18 protein-coding genes are annotated in these 21,314 nt (G+C 67.4%); 11 read left to right on the forward strand and 7 right to left on the reverse strand.

Going from position 1 to position 21,314, the window contains the following annotated elements:
- Positions 1-63 precede the first annotated feature (63 nt).
- The 3 genes from CPBF1521_RS08955 to CPBF1521_RS08965 are packed head-to-tail and all read left to right on the forward strand — an operon-like array spanning position 64 to position 2,529.
- Positions 64-1,194 (forward strand): glycosyltransferase family 4 protein, encoded by a 1,131-nt coding sequence (locus CPBF1521_RS08955; RefSeq protein WP_115677087.1) that lies wholly within the window; start codon positions 64-66, stop codon positions 1,192-1,194.
- Positions 1,191-2,303 (forward strand): glycosyltransferase family 4 protein, encoded by a 1,113-nt coding sequence (locus tag CPBF1521_RS08960; protein WP_115676768.1) that lies wholly within the window; start codon positions 1,191-1,193, stop codon positions 2,301-2,303. The genes CPBF1521_RS08955 and CPBF1521_RS08960 overlap by 4 nt, the downstream gene beginning before the upstream one ends.
- 10 nt (positions 2,304-2,313) lie before the next feature.
- On the forward strand, positions 2,314-2,529 hold the full coding sequence (locus CPBF1521_RS08965) for a hypothetical protein (protein ID WP_147295433.1): 216 nt from the start codon (positions 2,314-2,316) through the stop codon (positions 2,527-2,529).
- A 107-nt stretch (positions 2,530-2,636) separates the two neighbouring features.
- On the opposite strand, the gene CPBF1521_RS08970 is transcribed toward CPBF1521_RS08965, so the two are convergent.
- Positions 2,637-3,851, reverse strand: coding sequence for a nucleotidyltransferase family protein (locus CPBF1521_RS08970; protein WP_115676769.1), 1,215 nt, complete (start codon positions 3,849-3,851; stop codon positions 2,637-2,639).
- 57 nt (positions 3,852-3,908) lie between these two features.
- On the reverse strand, positions 3,909-5,462 hold the full coding sequence (locus CPBF1521_RS08975; RefSeq protein WP_115676770.1) for a B12-binding domain-containing radical SAM protein: 1,554 nt from the start codon (positions 5,460-5,462) through the stop codon (positions 3,909-3,911).
- Between the two features lie 156 nt (positions 5,463-5,618).
- On the opposite strand from CPBF1521_RS08975, the gene CPBF1521_RS08980 reads away from it, so the two are divergent.
- Positions 5,619-6,674 carry a phosphoenolpyruvate carboxykinase (ATP) gene (locus CPBF1521_RS08980; protein WP_115676771.1) on the forward strand — a complete coding sequence of 352 codons (1,056 nt, stop codon included), beginning with the start codon at positions 5,619-5,621 and terminating at the stop codon, positions 6,672-6,674.
- A 118-nt stretch (positions 6,675-6,792) separates the two neighbouring features.
- Positions 6,793-8,490 carry an ABC transporter ATP-binding protein gene (locus CPBF1521_RS08985; RefSeq protein WP_115676772.1) on the forward strand — a complete coding sequence of 566 codons (1,698 nt, stop codon included), beginning with the start codon at positions 6,793-6,795 and terminating at the stop codon, positions 8,488-8,490.
- A gap of 32 nt (positions 8,491-8,522) precedes the next feature.
- On the opposite strand, the gene CPBF1521_RS08990 is transcribed toward CPBF1521_RS08985, so the two are convergent.
- Positions 8,523-9,932 carry an MFS transporter gene (locus CPBF1521_RS08990; protein WP_181901178.1) on the reverse strand — a complete coding sequence of 470 codons (1,410 nt, stop codon included), beginning with the start codon at positions 9,930-9,932 and terminating at the stop codon, positions 8,523-8,525.
- Between the two features lie 360 nt (positions 9,933-10,292).
- Here CPBF1521_RS08990 and CPBF1521_RS08995 point away from each other — a divergent pair, with 360 nt between their 5' ends.
- Positions 10,293-11,294, forward strand: coding sequence for an LLM class flavin-dependent oxidoreductase (locus CPBF1521_RS08995; protein ID WP_104582876.1), 1,002 nt, complete (start codon positions 10,293-10,295; stop codon positions 11,292-11,294).
- A 60-nt stretch (positions 11,295-11,354) separates the two neighbouring features.
- Positions 11,355-11,855, forward strand: coding sequence for a pyridoxamine 5'-phosphate oxidase family protein (locus tag CPBF1521_RS09000; RefSeq protein ID WP_016902069.1), 501 nt, complete (start codon positions 11,355-11,357; stop codon positions 11,853-11,855).
- Positions 11,856-11,889: 34 nt separating this feature from the next.
- On the opposite strand, the gene CPBF1521_RS09005 is transcribed toward CPBF1521_RS09000, so the two are convergent.
- Complete coding sequence (locus CPBF1521_RS09005) at positions 11,890-12,561, reverse strand: exopolysaccharide biosynthesis protein (RefSeq protein WP_181901179.1); 672 nt, start codon at positions 12,559-12,561, stop codon at positions 11,890-11,892.
- On the reverse strand, positions 12,545-13,885 hold the full coding sequence (locus tag CPBF1521_RS09010; RefSeq protein ID WP_104582877.1) for a hemolysin family protein: 1,341 nt from the start codon (positions 13,883-13,885) through the stop codon (positions 12,545-12,547). The genes CPBF1521_RS09005 and CPBF1521_RS09010 overlap by 17 nt, the downstream gene beginning before the upstream one ends.
- Positions 13,886-14,159: 274 nt before the next feature.
- Here CPBF1521_RS09010 and CPBF1521_RS09020 point away from each other — a divergent pair, with 274 nt between their 5' ends.
- The 3 genes from CPBF1521_RS09020 (at position 14,160) to CPBF1521_RS09030 (ending at position 16,806) form a co-directional block, all read left to right on the forward strand.
- Complete coding sequence (locus tag CPBF1521_RS09020; protein WP_104532321.1) at positions 14,160-14,786, forward strand: DUF47 domain-containing protein; 627 nt, start codon at positions 14,160-14,162, stop codon at positions 14,784-14,786.
- Positions 14,787-14,795: 9 nt separating this feature from the next.
- Entirely contained in the window at positions 14,796-15,923 is a 1,128-nt protein-coding gene (locus tag CPBF1521_RS09025) for an inorganic phosphate transporter (protein WP_104582878.1), read from the forward strand.
- Positions 15,924-16,044: 121 nt separating this feature from the next.
- Positions 16,045-16,806: a YdcF family protein gene (locus tag CPBF1521_RS09030; protein ID WP_115676773.1), complete on the forward strand. Its 762-nt coding sequence runs from the start codon at positions 16,045-16,047 to the stop codon at positions 16,804-16,806.
- Between the two features lie 272 nt (positions 16,807-17,078).
- On the opposite strand, the gene CPBF1521_RS09035 is transcribed toward CPBF1521_RS09030, so the two are convergent.
- Positions 17,079-18,578 carry a S10 family peptidase gene (locus CPBF1521_RS09035; RefSeq protein ID WP_115677090.1) on the reverse strand — a complete coding sequence of 500 codons (1,500 nt, stop codon included), beginning with the start codon at positions 18,576-18,578 and terminating at the stop codon, positions 17,079-17,081.
- 373 nt (positions 18,579-18,951) lie between these two features.
- Positions 18,952-20,841, reverse strand: coding sequence for a DNA topoisomerase IV subunit B (parE, locus tag CPBF1521_RS09040; protein ID WP_104582880.1), 1,890 nt, complete (start codon positions 20,839-20,841; stop codon positions 18,952-18,954).
- Between the two features lie 162 nt (positions 20,842-21,003).
- On the opposite strand from parE, the gene CPBF1521_RS09045 reads away from it, so the two are divergent.
- A complete protein-coding gene (locus CPBF1521_RS09045; RefSeq protein ID WP_164740888.1) occupies positions 21,004-21,252 on the forward strand; it encodes a hypothetical protein in 249 nt (82 codons plus the stop codon).
- The last annotated feature ends 62 nt before the right edge of the window (positions 21,253-21,314 follow it).

The raw sequence follows: 21,314 nt of genomic DNA on the forward strand, positions 1-21,314 counted from the left end.
GCAGTGCGCGGCACGTGGCCTGGTCAGCATGGCAGGGCAAGCAATCCGGGCGCGGTCGGTGCCATGAGCCTGCAGGTGGCGCAGCTCAATCTGCTGCCGACTCCCGCCGGCCTGACTGCCGAGCAGGTGTTCGCGCAGTGGCCATCGCTGGCCGATATTGCCGAGGCCGTCGCCAGTGCCGGGGTGCGCGTATCGGTGGTCCAGGCCTCTGCACTGAACCTGCGGCGCACTCGCCAGGGCGTGGATTACCGCTTCGTCGAGCTCGGCGCGCGCGGCAGTGCGCAGCGCGCCGGTCTGCTTGCTGCGATGATGCGCGAGATCGGCGCCGATGTGGTCCACATCCACGGCCTGGAATTTGCCGGCGATGCACGCCGTCTCGCCCGCCTGCTGCCGCAGATGCCGATCCTGCTGCAGGATCACGCCAACCGCCCGCCGCACTGGTGGGCCCGCAGTGTGTGGCGCCTTCGCTACGCGGCTGCCGCCGGGATCGCGTTCACCGCGCAGGAGATGGCGCAGCCGTTCGTCCAGGCGCGCCTGTTCAAGGCGAAGACGCAGCTGTTTGCGGTTCCCGAATCGAGCAGCCGCTTTTCGCCGGGCGATCGCCTGCAGGCACGCGAGCAGACCTGTCTGCATGGCGACCCCTGCGTGTTGTGGGTCGGGCACCTGAGCGCGGCCAAGGATCCGTTGTGTGTGCTCGATGCCATCGCCATGGCCGCCCGCGTGTTGCCCGGGTTGCGGTTGTGGTGCGTGTTCGACCAGGCGCCGTTGCTGGAGCAGGTACGGCAGCGTCTGCGCGCCGATCCGCTGCTTGCACGCTGCGTGCAGCTGCTGGGCAGGGTGCCGCATGCCCGCGTGGAAACCCTGTTGCGTGCCTGCGACCTGTTCGTCTCCGCCAGCCACGCGGAGAGCTGCGGTTATGCCGCGGTGGAAGCCTATGCCTGCGGCACGTTGCCGCTACTGACCGATATCCCGTCCTTCCGTGCGCTCAGCGATGGCGGGGCGGTCGGCGCGTTGTGGCCGGTCGGCGATGCCTCGGCCCTGGCGGACCTGCTGCTGCGCGTCGTCCGGCAACGCCCCGATCGCGCACAGGTGCGCGCGCATTTCGATGCACGGCTGTCGTTTGCCGCCGTGGGGCAGCGCTGGAAGCGAGCGTACACCCAGCTGCTGGCCGCCGCGCCGAGGCGAACCGCATGAAACTGGCCCTGGTGGTTCCGGGCGGCGTGGACCGCAGCGGCGAGGTCCGCGTGATCCCGGTGTTCCTGACCCTGATCGAATGGCTGGCGCGCCAGCATCAGGTGCATGTGTTCGTGCTGCATCAGGAGCCGCTGCCCGGCACCTGGGCGTTGCGTGGTGCCACTGTGCACAACATCGGCGCGCGCCGCACCCGCACGCGTGCGATCGCCGCCATTGTCGACGAACATCGTCGTGCTCCGTTCGATGTGATCCAGGCCATCTTTTCCGGCTATTGCGGTCTGGTCGCCGTCGCCGCGGCAAAGCTGTTGCGGCGTCCAAGCGTGGTGCATATCGCCGGTGGTGAGCTGGTCGCGTTGCATGGCATCGGCTACGGTGGCCGGCGACGTTGGCGCGGGCGCCTGCGCGAAGCGGTGATCCTGCGCCTGGCCGACCGCGTCACCGCGGCCAGCGCGCCCATTCTCGCGTCGCTGCAGGCGCTCGGTATCCACGCGCAGCGGGTGCCGTTGGGCGTGGATCTGCGTGCCTGGCCGCCGGCCGCGCCACGTGCACGCACGGGCGGCATCGCCCGCTTGCTGCATGTGGCCAGCCTCAATCCGGTCAAGGACCAGACCACCTTGCTGCAGGCAATGGCAGCGCTCAAACGCGCCGAGGTCGCCTTTACCCTGGACATGGTCGGCGTCGATACGCTGGATGGCGCCATGCAACGCCTGGTGCAACAGCTGGGCCTGGGCGCGCAGGTGCGTTTTCTCGGTTTCAAGACCCAGCGCGAGCTGCGCCCGATCATGCAATCGGCCGACCTGCTGGTGCTGTCGTCCCTGCACGAAGCCGGACCGCTGGTGCTGCTGGAAGCGGCGGTCGCCGGTGTGCCCACCGTCGGCACCGCGGTCGGGCACCTGGTCGAATGGGCGCCGGTGTGCGCACTCGCGGTGCCGCCGGGCGACTGGGCCGGGCTGGCAGAAGCCGTCCGCCAGGTCTTGGCCGACGACGAGCTGCGCTTGCGCCTGGCCTGGGCAGCGCAATGCCGCGCGGTCCGCGAGGACGCGGCGTTGACCACGCGGCTGTTCGAGCAGCTGTATCGGCACCTGTGCGAGGCGCGGCTGCTGCGCTGACTGCGGCGCAATGACGCAGATCGCATCAGCCGCAAGGCAACGCGCGGTGCAGCAACGAGGCTGCCAAACAAAACGTGGGGACGTGATCGCAACGGTGATCGGCTGCACAAGCGCCAGCCTGCGCGAGCGCTATGCCGCGCTGGCCGATTCGGTCAACGAGTTGAAGGCCGAGGACGCCTGCTGCGGGCCTGCGATCGCCAACAAAGCTGCTGCGAGCAGCCGATAGCTGGGTGCAGGCAGCGCGCCCGGACTCGGACGCTGCGGCGGACACCTGCCGACTCCGGGCAGGCCGTGCCGACCTGATGCTGAGCGCAGCAGCGGTGTCCGCCGCGCTCAGGCCGGCTGCAGATAGCCGTCCAGCGCTGCACGCACCACATACAGCATGTCGGTGCGCGGCACCGGCCGGGTCAGGCGCGTCATCACCCGGCGCAGCTGGGTCTGCCGTACCCAGGGCTGGCCCTGGAGCCACAACTGGGTCTGCAGCATGTCCGCCCGTTCCTTGCGACTCTCGGCCGTCGGCACCACGCGATTGCGCAGGTACTGTCGCGCCTCGCCCAGCGAGCGTGACCATTCGATGCCGGGCAGGGCCGACAACCACAGGTTGGAGCACGAGGCACTGGTCAGGGTCTGGCGGGCCGCACGCATGCGCAGCACGCGCGGGCAACCGGCCTGCAGCCGCGCCATCACCGCCGGCGGCACCACGCTGCGGTAATAGCGTTGCAGCAGCAGCAGCGGCGGCAGCGCCCACCACGGCGCCACGGCCGGGTCGTCCCACAACTGGTCCCAGTCACGCGGCCCCATGCGCGTGGCCAGCAGTGCCAGGTCATGCAGATGCATCAGGCGGATGCTGCGGTGGCAGATGCCGCCGGCCGCATGCAGTAGCAGATGGCACATCAGCGCGCCGACCGACGGGTAGGGATTCAATCCCGGCTGCGGTCGCTCGGGCAGGATGCACGCGGTGATGTCCACGCTGCGCAGCGGCAGACGTTCCTGGATGCGGGTATGCAGCTCGAGATTGATCGGCGCATCGCGATGCTCGCCCAGTCCCGCCACCGCCTCGCCATGCAGCGGCTTGAACACCTGGTGCTTCCATTGTTCGAAGCAGGCCACGTAACCGAGTTCGCACAGCAGCGCCGCCGCCGCGGGCGCATCTTCCGGCGCCACCAGCAGATCGATGTCGGCCATTGGGCGATCGCCGGGCAGATAGACACCGAGCCGATGCAAGGCGGTGCCCTTGAGGCCGACCAGGGCGATGCCGGCCGCACGCGCTGCCGCGTCGATGCGGGCCAGCAACAGCGCGATGCGCCGATGACGGTCTTCGACATGGCTGCGTTGCTCGCGCAGGAACGCGGTCCAGTCGGCGTCCTGCCACAACGAGCGGCGTTGCAGCAGCGGCGACACGCCATGCGCTGCAGCCGCTGCCGCAGCCAGTTGCCATTGCAGCCGGTCCCACTGCGGCACCGCTGCGCCGGGCTGCGCCAACTCCCTGGCCAGCCGTTCGGTGGCCGTGCGCAGGCCGTGCTTGATGGTGCGAAGGGAAGGCTGCATGCGGCTGTGATCCGAAGGGCGAGGTAAGGGGGGGAAGCGAGGTCGGCGCCTTGCGCGCTAGCCGACCAGCACGCTGGCAAGCTGGCGCGGTTGGCGTTCGGCAGCGCCGGCAAGCGGCGCGGTGCGATGCTGCCGTTCGCTGGCGATCAAGGCGGACCAGCGCGCTTCCAGCGTCTGCGAGGCCTGCGCAAATGCATCGGCACCCAGCGTGGCGCGCGCCTGCTGCAGGTCGACCTGGGTATGCAGCAGGTCGCGCACGCTGCGGTAGAACTCCGAGTCGTAGGCGCCATGGAACATCATCGCCAGGTCGTCGCTGTCCTGCCAATGGGTCTTGCCGCCCAGCTGGTTCTTCACTTCCTCGTAGAACTTGGTGCCGGGCAGCGGGTAGGACACGCTGACGCCGATGATGTCCGGGTTGGCCTGCGTCACCAGTGCGCGCGTGGCCAGGATGTCTTCGAGTTCTTCGCCCAGGTAGCCGAGTTGAATGAAGAAGCCCACACGGATGCCGTGCGCGCCCAGGCGCTGGCGTGCGGCGATCACCTCGCCAACCTCGGTGCCCTTGGTCATCCTGTCCAGGATGCGCTGGCTGCCGCTTTCGGCACCCAGCCAGGCCTCGGCGCAGCCGGCGCGCGCAAGCGCAGCGGCCATGCGCTCGCTGGCCAGGTCGGCACGGGTCTGGATGGTGAACGGGATCGCGCCATCGGCCTCGCTCAGGCGCTGCGCAAAGGTTTCCACCCAATCGATATGGAAGCCGAAGATGTCATCGGCCATCCACAGGTGATCGGGCTGGAAGCTGCGCTTGAGATGAATCATTTCGGCAGCCACGTCGTCCGCAGCGCGGCGCGTGTAGTGATTGCCCCAGATCGGTTTGGCGCACCAGTTGCAGCGAAACGGGCAGCCCCGCGAAGCGGCCATGTTCAGGCTGAAATAGCCGTGCCGTTGCTGCCAGAAACGCCGATAGCGCGGCATGTCGACCAGGTCCCAGGCCGGCAGGCCGCTCAGGCGCGCGTCCGGTGGTTGCGCGCCGGGATGCGCGCGCGTGGCGGCAGGTTGCGCGGTGGCGAGACGTGCCACGCCGGCCAGCCAGGCGTCGCCGTCGATGTCCGGATCGGCTTCCAGCCGTTCCATCAGCGTAAGCAGCGGTGCGATCCCTTCGCCGACCAGCACCGCATGCGCGCCGGCGTCCAGGAACACGTCCGGGTTGTCGGACGCATCGGAGCCGGCGACCAGCACGCGGCTACCGGCGGCCCGTGCCTGCGCGATCATGCGGCAGGCGGCCTCGCGCATCCGGCTCAGGCACATCTTGGTGAGGAAGTTGAAGTTGTCTTCGTAGAACACCACCACATCCGGCTGCGCCTGGTGCAACGCGCCGTCATACTCCTGCACGTCCTCGGCCAGCATCGCGTCGAACAGGCTCAGGGCATGGCCACGTTCGCGCAGCAACGCCGCGACCTGCAGCGTCGCCAGCGGTGGATAGGGTTTGCCGCGCTCCCATTGCTTGGGGTCGTAACGCAGGAAATACGAATGACTGACCTGGATCTTTAGCATCTGCACAAGGCTCTCGTTCTGTCGCCAGGTGGACGCAGCGGTGGCGTGCGCAGACACCGGCATTCGGCTCGGCAGTAGGTGCGGATGCAGGCCGCTTTGGTTGTGCGGATGCGCGCCCGGTTGCCGGCTCGCGTCGGGTATGCGCGTCGATGCCGGCCAGGCAACCTTTCCGTTGCCGTTCGGCACATACCGGCTGATCGATGCAATGGATGGAACGGCATGCCGCAGTCGGCTGCGTTGGCGCAACTCCTGCCGGTGGGCGATGACGCACGCTCCGGCACGCCGGATGCGGCGGCAGTAGATCCCTTTGGTGAACATCGGCCGCGCCGGCACGGCGTGCGCCGGCAGATCCTCGGCGCGCTGTTTCACTTCGAAAGCGACAGCGAGGCGCTGCTGGCGCTGGTGGACCACGCCTACGCGGGCCTGCCCGCGCATCGCTTGCCGGGTGCGCCGGAGTTTCATGTCACGCTGGATCTGGTGGCGCGCGGGCACGCGCCACCCGGCGCAGAACCGCCACCGGTGCGCACCCATGCCAGCGGCGGCCTGCTGTGTGGCGTCATGGATGCCTGCAACTACCTGATGCTGTCGGTGCCCGCGCGCCGGGCCATGCTGGTGGTCTCCGACGACATGCTCGCCCACGCCTATCACGTGCGGTATGAGCTGATCGAATTTGCCGTGTTCCTGCTGGCCGCGCGCGGCATGGGCCTGGTGCCCCTGCATGGCGCATGCGTGGGCCGGCACGGACGCAGCGTGCTGTTGCTCGGTGCCAGCGGTGCCGGCAAATCGACCCTGGCGCTGCACAGCCTGTTGCATGGCCTGGACTTCATCGCCGAAGACGGCGTGTTCGTGGCGCCGGAGAGCCTGCTCACCACTGGCGTGGCCAACTTTCTGCACCTGCGCGCCGGCGCGCTGGGCCTGGTCAGTGCGCAGACCCGCGCCTGGATCAGCGCCTCGCCGACCATCCGGCGCCGCAGCGGCGTGGAAAAGTTCGAGATCGATATTCGCCACGGCCGCGCGCAGCTGGCGCGCGCGCCCCTGCCGTTGTCTGCGGTGGTGATGCTGTCGGCGACGCCGGCGAGCGATCCTGCGCAGTTGCTGCTGGCGATGCCGGCCGAACGCATCGCCGATTGCCTGGCAGGCGATCAGCCGTATGCGGCCGGTCAACCGGGCTGGCCGCGCTTTGTCGAGCAGGTGCAGCGCATCGGCATGTTTACGTTGCGCCGCGGTTTGCATCCGCAGGCCTCGCTGCACGCGCTGCTGCAGGTGTTGCGGTGAGCGCATGCGCGCGGCCGCCGCGCGGCGGCGTCTGCAGGGTCAACGCCATGCGGCATGCCGCATGCCGCAGTGCGCCCCACACGTGACTGAGATACGCGCCGCTGCAGAGCGCAGGCCCATGCGCGCGATGTGGCACGATTTCGTCGGCACGCTGGTGCCGGCGGACGTGCCGACCATCGCGCTCTACGTCGGCGTATCGCTGCTTGCCGCACTGGCCGGCAGCGTTGTCGCGGTCAGCCTGGTGCCGCTGGTGCAGCCCGGGCACGCCGTCCGCCTGGCCGGCTACGCGCTCGCCTTACCGCAGGCCCTGGCGATGCAGGTGGCGCTGTTCGTAGCCGTCAGCCTGGTGTTTGCCGCACTGCGTTGGCATGGCGCAGGGCTGGCCGCGCGGCTGACCAGCCGCTACGCCATCGGGCTGCGCCAGCGCGTACATGCCGCCTTGATCGATGCGCCGCTGCCTGCGCTGTCCGGCGCCAGCTCGGCGGAAATCGCCAATGTGCTGACCTACAACATCGAAATCGCCACCCAGGGGTTCAGTGCGGCATTGCAGCTGCTGGTGGCCGGCATGACCGCCCTGGTGAGCCTCTGCATCGCGGTCATGATCGCGCCTGCATTGCTGCTGGCGGCGCCGTTGCTGCTGGGGCTGGCGTGGCTGGGCCTGCGCATCTCCAGCAGCGACAAACAGGCGCGCATCAGCCGCGATTATGTGGCCGACATGACGCAGCTGTTCTGGTTGAGCGAAGACTTCCCGCGTCGCTTGCGGCATGTGCGCTCGTTCCAGCGCGAAGCGCTGGAAACGCGCCATTACGAACGCATTTCCGCACAGCTGGGGCAGGGCTATGCGCAGCAGCAGGCGCTGGTGGCAGGCAGCCGGCTGCTGCTCGAAGCCACCGCGGTGGCGGCAATCGCCGCCATCCTGGTGCTGGCCAACCTCTGGCAGGGCGCGGACCGCGCTGCGCTGATCACCGTCAGCCTGCTGCTCGGGCGCCTGCTGCCGTATCTGGTCAGCACCCGCCAGAGCGTGCAGCAACTGCGCTCGGCCTGGCCGGCGTTGCAGTTGTGGCGGCGCTATGCGGAGTTGGGCACGCCGCGCGCGCGCACGGCGGCCGCGCCGGCAGCACCGCTGCCGGCAGCCGTGCATCTGGAACACATCGGCCTGGCGCCGCCGTTGCCCAGGCTCGATCTCGCGCCGATGCTGCTGCTGCCCGGCGAACTGACCCTGGTGGTCGGGCCCTCCGGCGTCGGCAAGAGCAGCCTGATGGACGTGCTCTCAGGTCAGACTGCGCCGGCGCAGTTCACCGCGCACATGGGCGGGCGCCGGCTGGATTTCGCCGAGTATCGCGTCCTGGTACGGCATGGCGCCTACCTCGGCCAGGGGGTGCGGCCGTGGCAGCGCACGGTCCGCGCGTGCCTGGACTGGGCCTTGCCCGGCGCTCCCGATGCGCGCATGTGGGAGGTGCTGGGCGACGTCGGCCTGAGCGCGCGTCTGCGGCGTGACGGGCAAGGCCTGGACAGCCCGATCAACGGCCAGGACGGGCGGCTGTCCGGCGGCGAGTCGCAGCGCCTGCTGCTGGCCCAGGTGCTGTTGCGCCAGCCGGCCCTGGCGGTATTGGACGAGGCCACCAGCGCACTGGATGCAGAGGCCGAACAGCAGCTGTTGTGCATGTTGCGGCAACGCCTGCCGCAGACCGTGCTGGTGGTGGTCTCGCATCGCACCAGCCTGGCTGCGGTGGCCGATCGCACGGTGGCCCTGGGCGTTGCGCCTGCCGCGCAGCCCGCCGTCCACGGCGATGCGCTTGCAAGCTCAGGCGCGTAATGCCACCTGGCTGGGTTGGGTCGGCACCACGCTCAACCGGCAATCTCTTCCAGCGCACGGTTGCGCGTGCGGGGGCCGAACAGCGCGATCACGCTGGCCACGATCGACATGCTGACCACGATGAAGGCCAGTACGCCATGGCTGCCGACCTGGGCGAGCAGCCAGCCGATCAGCACGCTGCTTACCGCCGTGGAAAGGCGGCTGAAGGAATAGCAAAAGCCCACTGCCCGCGCGCGCAGCCCGGTGGGGAACAGCTCGGCCTGATAGCCGTGATAGGCAAAGCTCATCCAGGCGTTGCAGAACGCAATCATCGCCCCGCATACCACCATGCCGATCGCCTGATGCTGTTGCGAAAACAGCACGCCAAACAGCACCGCGCCCAGCGCCGATGCGGTGATCTGCCACTTGTTTTCCCAGCGTTGCGCAAAGCGCAACAACAGCAGCGGCGCCAGCGGGTAGGCCAGCGAAATGGCGAAGGAATAGCCCAGGCTCCTGGTCACGCCGGTGCCTTGCGCCGAGATCAGGGCCGGCAGCCAGTTGCCGAAGCCGAAAAAGCCGATCGCCTGAAAGATGTGGAACACCACCAGCATGCCGATGCGCCCGCGATGGGGCGCCCGCCATAGCGCCGCGGTCTGTACGCCGCCGGCCGGCGAGGGGACAGGCAACTGCGGTGCAGCCAGGGGTGCGCCCAGATCGCGCGCGCAGCGCGCTTCGAGCTGGCTCAGCACCGCATCGGCGTCGGCATGGCGTCCCTGCGCTGCCAGCCAGCGCGCCGATTCCGGCAAACGGCTGCGCAGCCACCAGATCGCCAGTGCGAATACCCCACTCAGCAACACCACCCAGCGCCATCCGCTCACCCCCAGCGGTGCATGCGGCACCAGCAGCCAGGCGGTCAGCGCCACTGCAGGCACCGCCAGAAACTGCACGAAGAATGCAAACGCGAACGCGGCGCTGCGCATATGCCGCGGCACCAGCTCGGACAGGTAGGTGTCGATGGTGACCAGCTCGATGCCCAGGCCGATCCCGACCACCAGGCGCAGCACGATGACGCCGGTGGCGGTGTCCTGCAGGCCCATTGCCACGGTCGCGGCGGTGTACCAGACCAGGGCGAAGGTGAACACCGGCCGGCGCCCGAAGCGGTCGGCGAACGGGCTCAACAGGGCAGCTCCGACAAACAGCCCCAGAAACGTCGCCGCCGCAAACGCAGCCTGGTCGGACATGCCGAATGCGCCATCGGCACCGCTGGCAAAGATGCCGTCGCGGATCAACCCGGGGCTGATGTAGGCGGTCTGGAACAGGTCGTACAACTCGAAAAAACCGCCCAGCGCGAGCAGGCCGACCAGCCGCCACAGCGTGGCGCTGGCCGGCAGCCGGTCGATCCGCGCGGCGATGTGCAGGGTGTCCGAAGCGGGGTCAAGCGGAGCGGTCGAAGCCATCGTCATGCAGGCGCTGCCAGTGCGGTGTCCATCATAGCCAGCAACGGTGTCACCCGACGCCCATGCTTCGTGGCCTGGCAACTGCATTCGCAGGCGAGCCAACGCGCGCAACACACCAACAGCCATCGCGCGTAGCCGTAAGCCCCTCCCTCCGGGGCGAATGCTTGCGCGCCGCTGCGCGCGTGCAGTGCAGTGCCGGTGCAACGAAGCGCGGGCCTGGGCACGGAGCGGGGAATGGCCAGTTGCAGATCCTCCCGTTGTTCGACCACTGGAATGCTGTAATCCCCCCAGCGCCACCTGGGCAGGTGGCAAAGCCGCCTGCCCAGCCCCATCTCTTGCACATCATTCATTCCCCGGAGTCATCCGATGACGCCCATTTCCGTGCTCGACCTGGCGCCGGTCTGCGAAGGCAGCGACACCACCCATGCCTTCGCCAACATGCTCGATCTGGCCCAGCACGCCGAGCGCTGGGGCTACCAGCGTTACTGGCTGGCCGAGCACCACAACATGCCGGGCATCGCCAGCGCCGCCACCGCGGTGCTGATCGGCCACGTGGCCGGCGGCACCAAGACCATCCGCGTCGGTGCCGGCGGCATCATGCTGCCCAACCATGCGCCGCTGCAGGTGGCCGAACAGTTCGGCACGCTGGCCTCGCTGTATCCGCAGCGCATCGACCTGGGCCTGGGCCGCGCGCCCGGCACCGACCAGCCGACCGCGCGCGCCCTGCGTCGCTATTTCGACAGCGCCGACCATTTTCCGCAGGACGTGGCCGAGCTGTTGCGCTACTTCGCGCCTGCCGTGCCGGGGCAACTGGTGCAGGCAGTGCCGGGCGCCGGGCTCGACGTGCCGGTATGGCTGCTGGGCTCCAGCCTGTTCAGTGCGCGGCTGGCCGCAGCGATGGGCCTGTCGTTCGCGTTTGCTTCGCACTTCGCGCCCGATGCGATGGACGAGGCGGTGGCGATTTACCGCCGCGAGTTCCGCCCGTCCGCGCAGTTGGCCAAGCCGCACGTGATGCTGGCCTTGAACGTGGTGGCCGCGGAGACCGAAGCGCAGGCACGCCGCCTGTTCACCACCCAGCAGCAGAGTTTCGTCAACCTGCGCCGCGGCAAGCCGGGCAAGATTCCCGCGCCGATCGACGACATCGACAGCTTCTGGCAGCCGCACGAACGTGCCGGCGTGGAGCGGGCGCTGGCCTGCACGGTGCTGGGCGATGCCGAGCAGATCGCGCGGGGCGTGGCCGAGTTCATCGAGCGCCATACGCCGGACGAGTTGCTGTTCACCGCCAACATCTACGACCATGCCGCGCGTCTGCGTTCGTTCGAAATCGCCGCCATGGCCTGCCGCGAGCTGGACGTGACTCCTGCGTGATTCACGTCGCTTTGCGCGGCAATCCGCTCAGATGCATGCACCTCCATTGGGAAGACCAGCATGCAATTTCAGGAACGCAGCGAGAGCATCAAGCAGTTGGCGGAATTGATCCGCGGCGTGGACATCGCGATGTTCACGACCGTGTCGGCCGACGGCAAACTGGTGAGCCGGCCGTTGGGCACGCAGGAAGTCGAATTCGATGGCGACCTGTGGTTCGCCACCGCCGCCGACAGCCCGAAGGTGGCCGAAATCGCTGCCGATCCGCGCGTCAACGTGGCCTATGCCTCGGCCTCGAAGAACAGCTACGTGTCGGTCGCCGGCACCGCGCGCGTGGTCGATGACCGCGCCAAGATCGAGCAGCTGTGGTCGCCGGCGATGAAGGTGTTTTTCCCCGGCGGCAAGGATGACCCCAATCTGCGCCTGATCCATGTGCGTGCCGAATCGGCCGAGTACTGGGACGGTCCGAGCGGGCTGCTGGGCAAGGCGCTGTACTTCGTGATGACGGCAGTCACCGACGACACCGGCAGCCTGTCTGACAACCGTGTGGTGGATCTGAAGTAACGGCGACGATCAGGTGGGCCGATCGTCTCGCGCATCAGCGCCAGGCGGCCGGCCACCAATCGCGCACCAGATCCAGCAGCTGGTCGGACGTGACCCCGAACACCGCCACCGAAATCAGCGCAGCGGCCCAGCCCACCAGCAACAGCGCACCGTCGCGCTCGAGCAGGGCCAGAGCGAACAGCAGCAGGATCAGCCCGAAGAGGTAGTTGGTGAACGGGATCGGCAACGTCAGCAGGACGCCGACCAGCACCAGCAGCACGCCGGTGAACATCTGCGCCGGAATCCGGTCCAGCATGCCGTGCAGGCGTGGCTTGAGCAGCCGGTCCAGGCGTTGCAGCGTCGGCGCAAGCCGCGCGACGAAACGCTGGCTGGTGCTGCGGCGCGGCCCGCGCTCGCCGATGAAACGCGGCACCCACGGCTTGCGCAGGCAGCACAGCATCTGCATCCCGATCAGCACCGTCAGCGGGCCGCTGATGCCGCCGGCCACGCCGGGAATGGGAATGAACGAGGGCAGGATCGCCAGGAACAGAAACACGCCGAACGCGCTCTGCTGCAGGTCGGCCAGGATCTCGCGTACCCGCAACACCTGCGCCGGATCGCCCTCGCTGAAGGCCGCCAGCAGGCTGCGGATGCCTTCGTTGCGATAGCGCATCTGCTCGCCGTCGGCCGCATCCGGCGGCGGCACGCCGTTATCCGACGATGTCATCGCTGCCCTCGTCGCCGACACGGCTCAGCAGCAGCTTGTCCACGCGCGCGCCATCCAGATCGACGATCTCGATGCGCCAGCCGGCCCAATCGAAGAATTCGCCCGCCTGCGGAATGCGCCCGAAGTAGTAGATGCACAGGCCGGCGAGCGTGTGATAGTCGCCTTCGTCGGCTTCCGGCAGTTCGGCGCCCAGCACTTCGCGCAGTTCCTCCACCGGCAGCGACCCGTCGATCAGCAGCGAGCCGTCGGCGCGCGTGACCACCAGCGCATCCTCGTCGGTGTTTTCCACCGCCTGCAGACGGCCGACCACCGCACCCATCAGGTCGCTGATGGTCACCAGTCCACGGATCTCGCCGTATTCGTCCACCACCAGCGCCATCGACTGCTGTTCTTCGCGGAAGATCTCCAGCAGCTTCATCGCATGTGTGGATTCGGACACGAACAAGGTATCGCGCAGCGCCTGGAAAAGATTCTCGCCGTGCCCACCCATGCGCGTGACCAGCGATTTGACTTCCAGCACGCCGGCAATGTCCTGGTCGCTGCCGCGATACACCGGGTAACGCGAAAACTCGTGCTCGCGCATCACCTGCAGATTGCGTTCCGGCTCGGCGTTGGCATCCAGCCAGGCGATGCGGTTGCGCGGGGTCATCAGGCTGTCGGCGGTGCGGTCGCCCAGCCGCATCACGCGATTCATCATGTCGCGCTCGTGCGCATCGATCACGCCGGCCTCGTGGCTTTCGGCCACCAGCATGCGGATCTCCTCTTCGGTCACCGATGCCGATTCGTCCTTGCCCATGCCGAGCATGCGCAGCACCAGCCGGGTCGAGCGCGCCAGCACCCACACGCCGGGAGCGGCGATTTTCGCCAGCCAGGCCATCGGCACCGCAACCACCCCGGCGATGTCCTCGGAGTTGCGCAGCGCCAGCCGCTTGGGCACCAGTTCGCCGAAGATCAGCGTCAGGAAGGTGATCAGCGCCACCGCCAGCGTGCTGCCGATCACCACCGAATACGGGCGCGGCTTGCCGACCAGCTCGAACGAGGCCGACAGTGCCGGGAACAGCCCCTGCAGCCAGCTGCTGATGGCCTCGCCGATCGCCTCGCCACCGAACACGCCGGTCAGGATGCCGATCAGGGTAATGCCGATCTGCACCGTGGACAGGAAGTTTTCCGGGCTTTCGGCCAGTGCCAGGGCACGCGCAGCGCGCTTGCTGGAGCCGGCCATCTGCTTCAGCCGGCTCTTGCGCGAGGTCATCAAGGACATTTCCGACATCGCGAAGAAGCCGTTCAACAGGATCAGCGCGATGACGATCAGAAACTCAACCACGGGCGTCTTCCCCGGTCAGTGAAGGGGAGGGCGGGCGAGCACTGGGTTGGCCGGCGCGCACAAGGGCGGGGCGGCAACGGGGGAATATAGGGTCGTCTTCCATAGGGTGCACCCGAGGGCGCGGGAGCATGTTAGCAAACCACAGGGTGGTTCGAGCCGGGAAATGCCGATGTGAAGGCCACTTGTGGCGCCGAGATACCCAGACAGGTCATGGAACGGTCATAATTCGCGCTTGGCGTCCGTCTCTCCCTCGACGGCAGGAAGTTCTCCACCCATGTTCTCGTTGCAGACCATCTTCGGTTCCGGCAAGCAGTTCTATGCGCTCCTGAACGAAGCGGCGCAGGCCGCCTACGACAGCACCAAGGCCTTGCACGCCATGATGCGCACGTCCGACCGCCAACCCGCGCTGGACGCCTTCAAGCTGGCCCGCCTGCGCGAACGCGCCGCCTCCGACAAGATCGGCCAGGCGCTGGTGGACAGCTTCATGACCCCGATCGAGCGCGAGGACATCGAGGCGCTGGGGTCGGCGCTGTACAAGATTCCCAAGCAGGTCGAGAAGTTCGCCGACCGGTACTCGCTGGCCACCAAGCACCTGGAGCACATCGACTTCGCCCCGCGCGCGGCGATGCTGGAACAGGCCGCCGCGGTGGTGGTGGAGATGGTGACCGACCTGCCGCACATGAACATCGATCGCATGACCGCGCTCAACGACAAGCTGCGCATGCTGGAAAACGAAGCCGACCGGCTGATGCTCGAGCTGTACCGCGACATCTATTCCGGCCGCCTGGACACGCTGCAGATGTTCCTGCTCAAGGAATTCTTCGAGATCCTGGAAAAGGCCATCGACCGTTGCCGCGAGGCCGGGGTGGTGGTGTACCAGATCGTATTGAAGAACAGCTGAGGTCGCCGCGTGCTTACCCTAGTCCTGGTGGTGATCCTGGCGGCGTTGGTGTTCGAGTTCATCAACGGCTTCCACGACACCGCCAACTCCATCGCCACCGTGGTCGCCACCAAGGTGCTGTCGCCGGGTTGGGCGGTGATGCTGGCCGCCGGCATGAACCTGATCGGCGCGCTCACCGGCACCGCGGTGGCGCTGACGATCGCCTCCGGCCTGCTCAACACCGAGGTGGTCGAGGTCACCCCGCAGGTGATCCTGTGCGCGCTGCTGGGCGGCATCATCTGGAACCTGATCACCTGGTGGAAGGGCCTGCCGTCGTCGTCCTCGCACGCCTTGATCGGCGGGCTTTGCGGCGCCGGCCTGGCGGCCGCGCACAACAACTGGAACGCGTTGATCTGGTCGGAAAACATCGGCAACTGGGCCAAGAACAAGGGCCTGCTGTGGAAGGTGTTCGTGCCGATGATCACCTCGCCGATCGCCGGCTTCCTGCTCGGTATCGTGGTGATGCTGCTGCTGTGGGCGATCATCGCCGGCATGGCCAGGCTGGGCGGGCCGATCGGGCGGCTGGCGCGTCCGCGCTGGGTCAATGCCTTCTTCGGCAAGGCGCAGATCGCCTCGGCCGCTTACATGGGCTATGCCCACGGCCATAACGACGCGCAGAAGACCATGGGCATCATCGCCATGACCCTGATCGGCGCGCAGTCGGCCGGTGCACTGGACGAGCTGCCGGGCTGGCTGTCGTTCCTGCATCCTGGCACCGGCTTGGCCGCGGGTGCCGGCATTCCGATGTGGATCGTGCTGACCTGTGCGGTGGTGATGGCCGCCGGCACCGCCTCGGGCGGCTGGAAGATCATCAAGACGCTCGGCCACAAGATGGTCAAGCTGCATCCCATCCACGGTTTTGCCGCAGAAACCAGCTCGGCCACCGTGCTGACCGTGGCCGCGCACTTCGGCATGCCGGTGTCCACCACGCACAGCATTTCCACCGCGATCATGGGTGTGGGCTTTGCCAAGAACCCGCGCTCGCTGCGGCTAGGCGTGATCGAGCGCATCGTCTGGGCCTGGATTCTGACCATCCCGGCCGCGGGCGGCGTGGCGTATGTGATCCTGCGCTGCTTCGAGTGGTTCGGCTGGACCTGAGTGATGTCGCGCGATGGTCACCTCGGTCGGCGAGCATGCGCGCCGACTGCAGGGCGTCCGGTTGCAGGGCATCCGGTTCGACCCTGATATCCCAACGCGTCCTGCCTGAGGAAACGCGCCGATGATGCTTGCGCTGGTGTGCGTGCTGTTCCTGCTGTCCTGGTTGATCGGCCGCCGGCGCTGGCTGCGCAGTGCGCGTGCGCTGGCGGCGGCCACGCTGGCCCTGCTGCTGCTGGTGGGCTGCGGCCCGTTGGCGAGCTGGATGCTGCACGGCTTGCAGCAGACCGGCGTCAACGACTTCAACGACTGGCGCGCGCGCAACATGATCGTGCTGCTGGGCGCAGGGACGGTGCGGCCGGATGGCCCCGACGCCACCGCCGAGTCCAACATGTTCGCCTATGGCCGCATCGTCGAATCGGCGCGGCTGTACCGGCAGTGCCGTGCGCACGGCGGCGACTGCAAGATCGAGATCAGTGGCGGCGATGCACGCGGGCTGGGCCTGTCCGAGGCGGTGGTGTACCGAAAGGTGCTGATCGGGCTCGGGATCGATCAGGCCGACCTGATCATGGAGCCGTCCAGCATGAACACCTGGCAGAACGCGCAGTTCAGCCAGCCACTGCTGCGCACGTACCGCCCCGACCGCGTCGTGCTGGTGTCCTCGGCCACGCATCTGCGGCGCGCCGAACTGTATTTCCGCCATTTCGGTATCGATGCCACGCCGGTACGATCGGACTGGCTGACCGCGTCCTGGGCGTGGTTGCCGCAGAGCTACAACTTCACCGTGGCCGATGTCGCCCTGCACGAGTATCTGGGCATTGCGCGTTATCGGGTCTACGAGTGGCTGGGGTGGAATGTGCGGGCTGTGGCGCCTGGGGCGTTGTGAATTGGGAATCGGGAGTGGGGAATCGGGATTCGGGAAATCGGGATTCGGAAATGGGGATTCGGGATTCGTAACAGCTGGTGCGCGTTTTGGTTTGTTCGGCTGATTTGAATCTTGACGGCAGCGAGTGGTGTTGAACGTTGACGCGGGCAAGTCACATGTGTGGCGGCCCGAAACCACTATTGGCTTTGCCGGTGGCTTGGCGACGGGTTAGTACGCACGCGCCGTCGGTGTGCTGCATCGCCAGCCGCGTGTGCGGCCGGCGATGGCTGTGCTCAGCGGGTTTCGTACAGCGCCTTGACGTCGTTGCGGAACGCGGCCTGGCTGTCGGGGCGGTTGTAGAACATGTGACCGCCGGGATACTCGCGCACCTGCACGCGCGTGGGGTCGCCCATCGCCGGCATCTGGTCCACGGTCAGCACCGATCCCATGAACGGGCAGGAGAGATCGTTCCAGCCATGTGCGATCAGTACACGTAGCTTGGGGTCGATCGCCACCGATTGACGCAGCTGCGTCACCGCGCCCTTGCGCAGTTCATCGCCCCATTCCCACGCCGTATTGACCTCGTAATTGATCGCCTGATAGCGGGCATCGACTTTCCAGCCGACGATCCGGGTGACGAAGTCCACCATCGCGGTGGTGGTCGGCGCGATGATGCTGTCCAGCAGCGGATCGTTGGCGCGCTGCTCCGGATCGTTGGGGAAGGGGTCGAACGCGGTGACGTTGGAGTCGTAGCGGCTGCCCAGCTCGCCCTTGTCGCGGAACACCTCGCGCAGGTATGCCTGGGTTTCCAGGCGTCCGCCGGAGCGGCGCACATAGGTCGCGTCCAGTCCGGTCATGCGGGTGACCTGTTGCAGCATCGCCTCGGTGGCCTGCGGGTCGGTGCGGCCCTTCATCAGCGCCACCGCATAGTCGCCGCGGGTGTAGTCGATCACCTGGCGCATCGCCGTGTCGCTGAGCTGGCCCTGGCGCTCCAGATGCGCGGCGGCGATCGAGGGCAGCGTCAGCATCCACGCCAGCGGCGAGACATCGCTGTTGTCGTCCAGGGTCGGGTTGAGGTACGGCGACACCAGCACCACGCCGTTCATGGCCACGCCGAGGCGGGTCTGCAGGTACTGGGTGATGCGCGGTCCGCGGAAGCCACCATAGCTTTCGCCGACCAGATACTTGCGCGTCTGCAGGCGGCGATTCTTCAGCAGCCAGTCGTAGATCACGCGCGAGAGATATTCCACGTCGGCCTGCGGGTTGTAGAACTGCTTCTTGGCCTCGTCGTCGCCGATGAGCGCGCGGCTGAAGCCGGTGCCGACCGGGTCGATGAATACCAGGTCGGTGAAGTCCAGCCAGGTGCCCGGATTGTCGCGCAAGGTCGCCGGTGCGGACGCGCTGTCGCCTTCGGCGCCGAAGCCGACCACCTTGGGCCCGATCGCGCCCATGTTCAGATAGACCGACGACGCGCCGGGCCCGCCATTCAATGCAAAGGTCACCGGGCGGTCCTTGCCATCGACCGTGTAGGCGGTGAACACCACTTCGCCGGTGGTCCTGCCCTGCGCGTCGCGCACCGGCAGCGTGCCGACGGTTGCGGTGTAACTCAGCGAGCGCCCGGCCACGCGCGTGCTTTGCCGCACGCTGGCATCGGCCGGCAGTGGCGCGGGTTTGGCCGCAGCCGTATCGGATTTGGTATCGGGTTTTGCATCGGTCTTGTCGGGCGCATCGGCCAGCGCCGTCCCGCTGAGCAGGACGCAGGCCAGCAGGCTGGCGCGGAGAAAAAAGGACATGAGCATCGGACGTTCGGCAGGGGAGCGACGATGCTAGGCCCCCGGTGGCGCCCGATGGATGTGCACAAAGGCACAGTGTCGCGTCGGCCGACGCCGCATGCCTGGCATGGCGCCGTCTGTGCCGCAGCAGGCAGCCGTCTGACCCAGAGGGTGAGGTTTGGGCAGTCCGCTGAAATCCGCGTCGACTCAAAAGAAAGCCGATCACACTTCCTTCTCCCCTCGGGAGAAGGTGCCCCGCAGGGGCGGATGAGGGTACGGGGCGCAGCCTCAGGCGGTTACTTACCCGGTGGCTTCGCACGTACCCTCACCCCAACCCCTCTCCCGACGGGAGAGGGGCTTGACCTTTAGGGCCTTAAAGCTTTTCCAGAGGTTCTTAAACTTCCAGCGACGCCAGATCGCCCTTGGTCTCCAGCCACTGCTTGCGATCGCCGGCGCGCTTCTTCGCCAGCAACATGTCCATCAGCGAGCGGGTCTGCTCGCCATCGTCGATGGTCAGCTGCACCAGGCGACGCGTATCCGGATGGATGGTCGATTCGCGCAGCTGCTGCGGGTTCATCTCGCCCAGGCCCTTGAAGCGGGTGACGCTGACCTGACCCTTGATCTTCTCGCGCGCGATCTTGTCCAGCAGTGTGGTCTTTTCCTCTTCGTCCAGCGCATAGAACACCTGCTTGCCCACGTCCACGCGGAACAACGGCGGCATCGCCACGAAGACATGGCCGGCGGCAACCAGCGCCGGGAAATGCTTGAGGAACAGCGCGGTCAGCAGGGTGGCGATATGCAGGCCGTCCGAGTCCGCATCGGCCAGGATCACCACCTTGCCGTAGCGCAGCCCGGTGATGTCGTCCTTGCCCGGATCGCAGCCGATTGCGATCGCCAGGTTATGCACTTCCTCGGAGGCCAGCACGCTGCCCGAAGCCACTTCCCAGGTGTTGAGGATCTTGCCGCGCAGCGGCAGGATCGCCTGGAAATCCTTGTCGCGCGCCTGCTTGGCCGAGCCGCCGGCCGAGTCGCCCTCGACCAGGAACAATTCGGTGCGCGACAGGTCCTGGCTGATGCAGTCGGCCAGCTTGCCGGGCAGGGCCGGGCCCTGAGTGACCTTCTTGCGGACGATCTGCTTTTCGGTCTTCAACCGCGCGCTGGCGCGGTCGATGGCGATCTGCGCGATCTTCTCGCCGATCTCCACGTTCTGGTTCAGGTACAGGCTGAAGGCATCGTGCGCGGCGCCTTCGATGAAGCCGGCGGCCTGGCGCGAGGACAGGCGCTCCTTGGTCTGCCCGGAGAACTGCGGGTCGGTCATCTTCAGGCTGAGCACGAAGGTGACCCGGTCCCACACGTCTTCCGGCGCCAGCTTGACCCCGCGCGGCAGCAGGTTGCGGAAGTCGCAGAACTCGCGCAGCGCATCGGTCAGGCCCGAACGCAGGCCGTTGACGTGGGTGCCGTGCTGCGCGGTCGGGATCAGGTTGACGTAGCTTTCCTGCACCAGCTCGCCTTCCGGCACCCAGGCCGCGGCCCAGTCGACGATCTCGGTGTCCTTCTTCAGGCTGCCCGCGAACAGGTCGGCCGGCAGCAGCTCATGGGCGGCCATCTCGCCCTTGAGGTAGTCGCGCAGGCCGTTCTCAAAGTACCAGCTGTCCTGCTCGCCGGTGGCCTCGTCGTGCAGCTTGACGGTCAGGCCGGGGCACAGCACCGCCTTGGCGCGCAGCAGGTGGCGCAACGCGCGCACGTTGAACTTGGGCGTGTCGAAGTACTTGGGATCGGCCCAGAAGCGCAGCCGCGTGCCGGTGTTCTTCTTGCCGACGGTGCCCACCACTTCCAGCTTGGACGCGGCGTGGCCGTCGCGGAACTCCATGCGGTGCTCGCTGCCTTCGCGCTTGATGAACAGCTCGACCTTGGTCGACAGCGCATTGACCACGCTCACGCCCACGCCATGCAGGCCGCCGGAGAAGGTGTAGTTGCGGTTGCTGAACTTGCCGCCGGCATGCAGCCGGGTCAGGATCAGCTCGACACCGGGAATCTTTTCTTCCGGATGCATGTCCACCGGCATACCGCGGCCGTCGTCGGACACCTCGCAGCTGCCATCCTTGTACAGGGTCACTTCGACCTGCCTGGCATGACCGGCCAGCGCCTCGTCGACCGAGTTGTCGATCACTTCCTGCGCCAGGTGGTTCGGGCGCGCAGTGTCGGTATACATGCCAGGGCGGCGTTTGACCGGGTCCAGGCCCGACAGCACTTCAATATCGGCGGCGTTATAACGGGTGTTCATGCATCTCGTTGGCACGTGAAACGACGCGCAAGTGTGGGGGCTGGGCCGATTTTTTGCACGCGACAGACGTTCAGTGCAGGGCGGGGTGCGGCTGGATACCCTGGCGTTGGATTCGGAACCAAACGTCCCCACCTGAGGATGTCACCGAAACCGGAGGACACCATGAAGTTCAAGCACATCCTGATGCTCACCCTCGGTGCTGCCGCAGTGGCCGCGCTTCCTGCCCTGGCCCAGGCGGCCCCGCAGCAGACCGGGCAGGGCGCCGGCGCCAGCGCGCAGAAGGCCGACGACGCCAAGGCCAAGACCGAAGCCGAGCGCAAGGCCGAGCGCCGCGCCGCCGCCGCGGCGCACAAGCCCAAGGCCGATGACGCCCCGCGCGAGGAAGAGGAAGAAGAAAAGCCGGCGCGCTGATGCCAGTGCGAGTCGGTGCCACGCCACACAGACGCCCCGGCCTTGGCCGGGGCGTCTGCATT

The sequence above is a fragment of the Xanthomonas euroxanthea genome (assembly GCF_900476395.1).
GTDB classification, from domain to species: domain Bacteria; phylum Pseudomonadota; class Gammaproteobacteria; order Xanthomonadales; family Xanthomonadaceae; genus Xanthomonas; species Xanthomonas euroxanthea.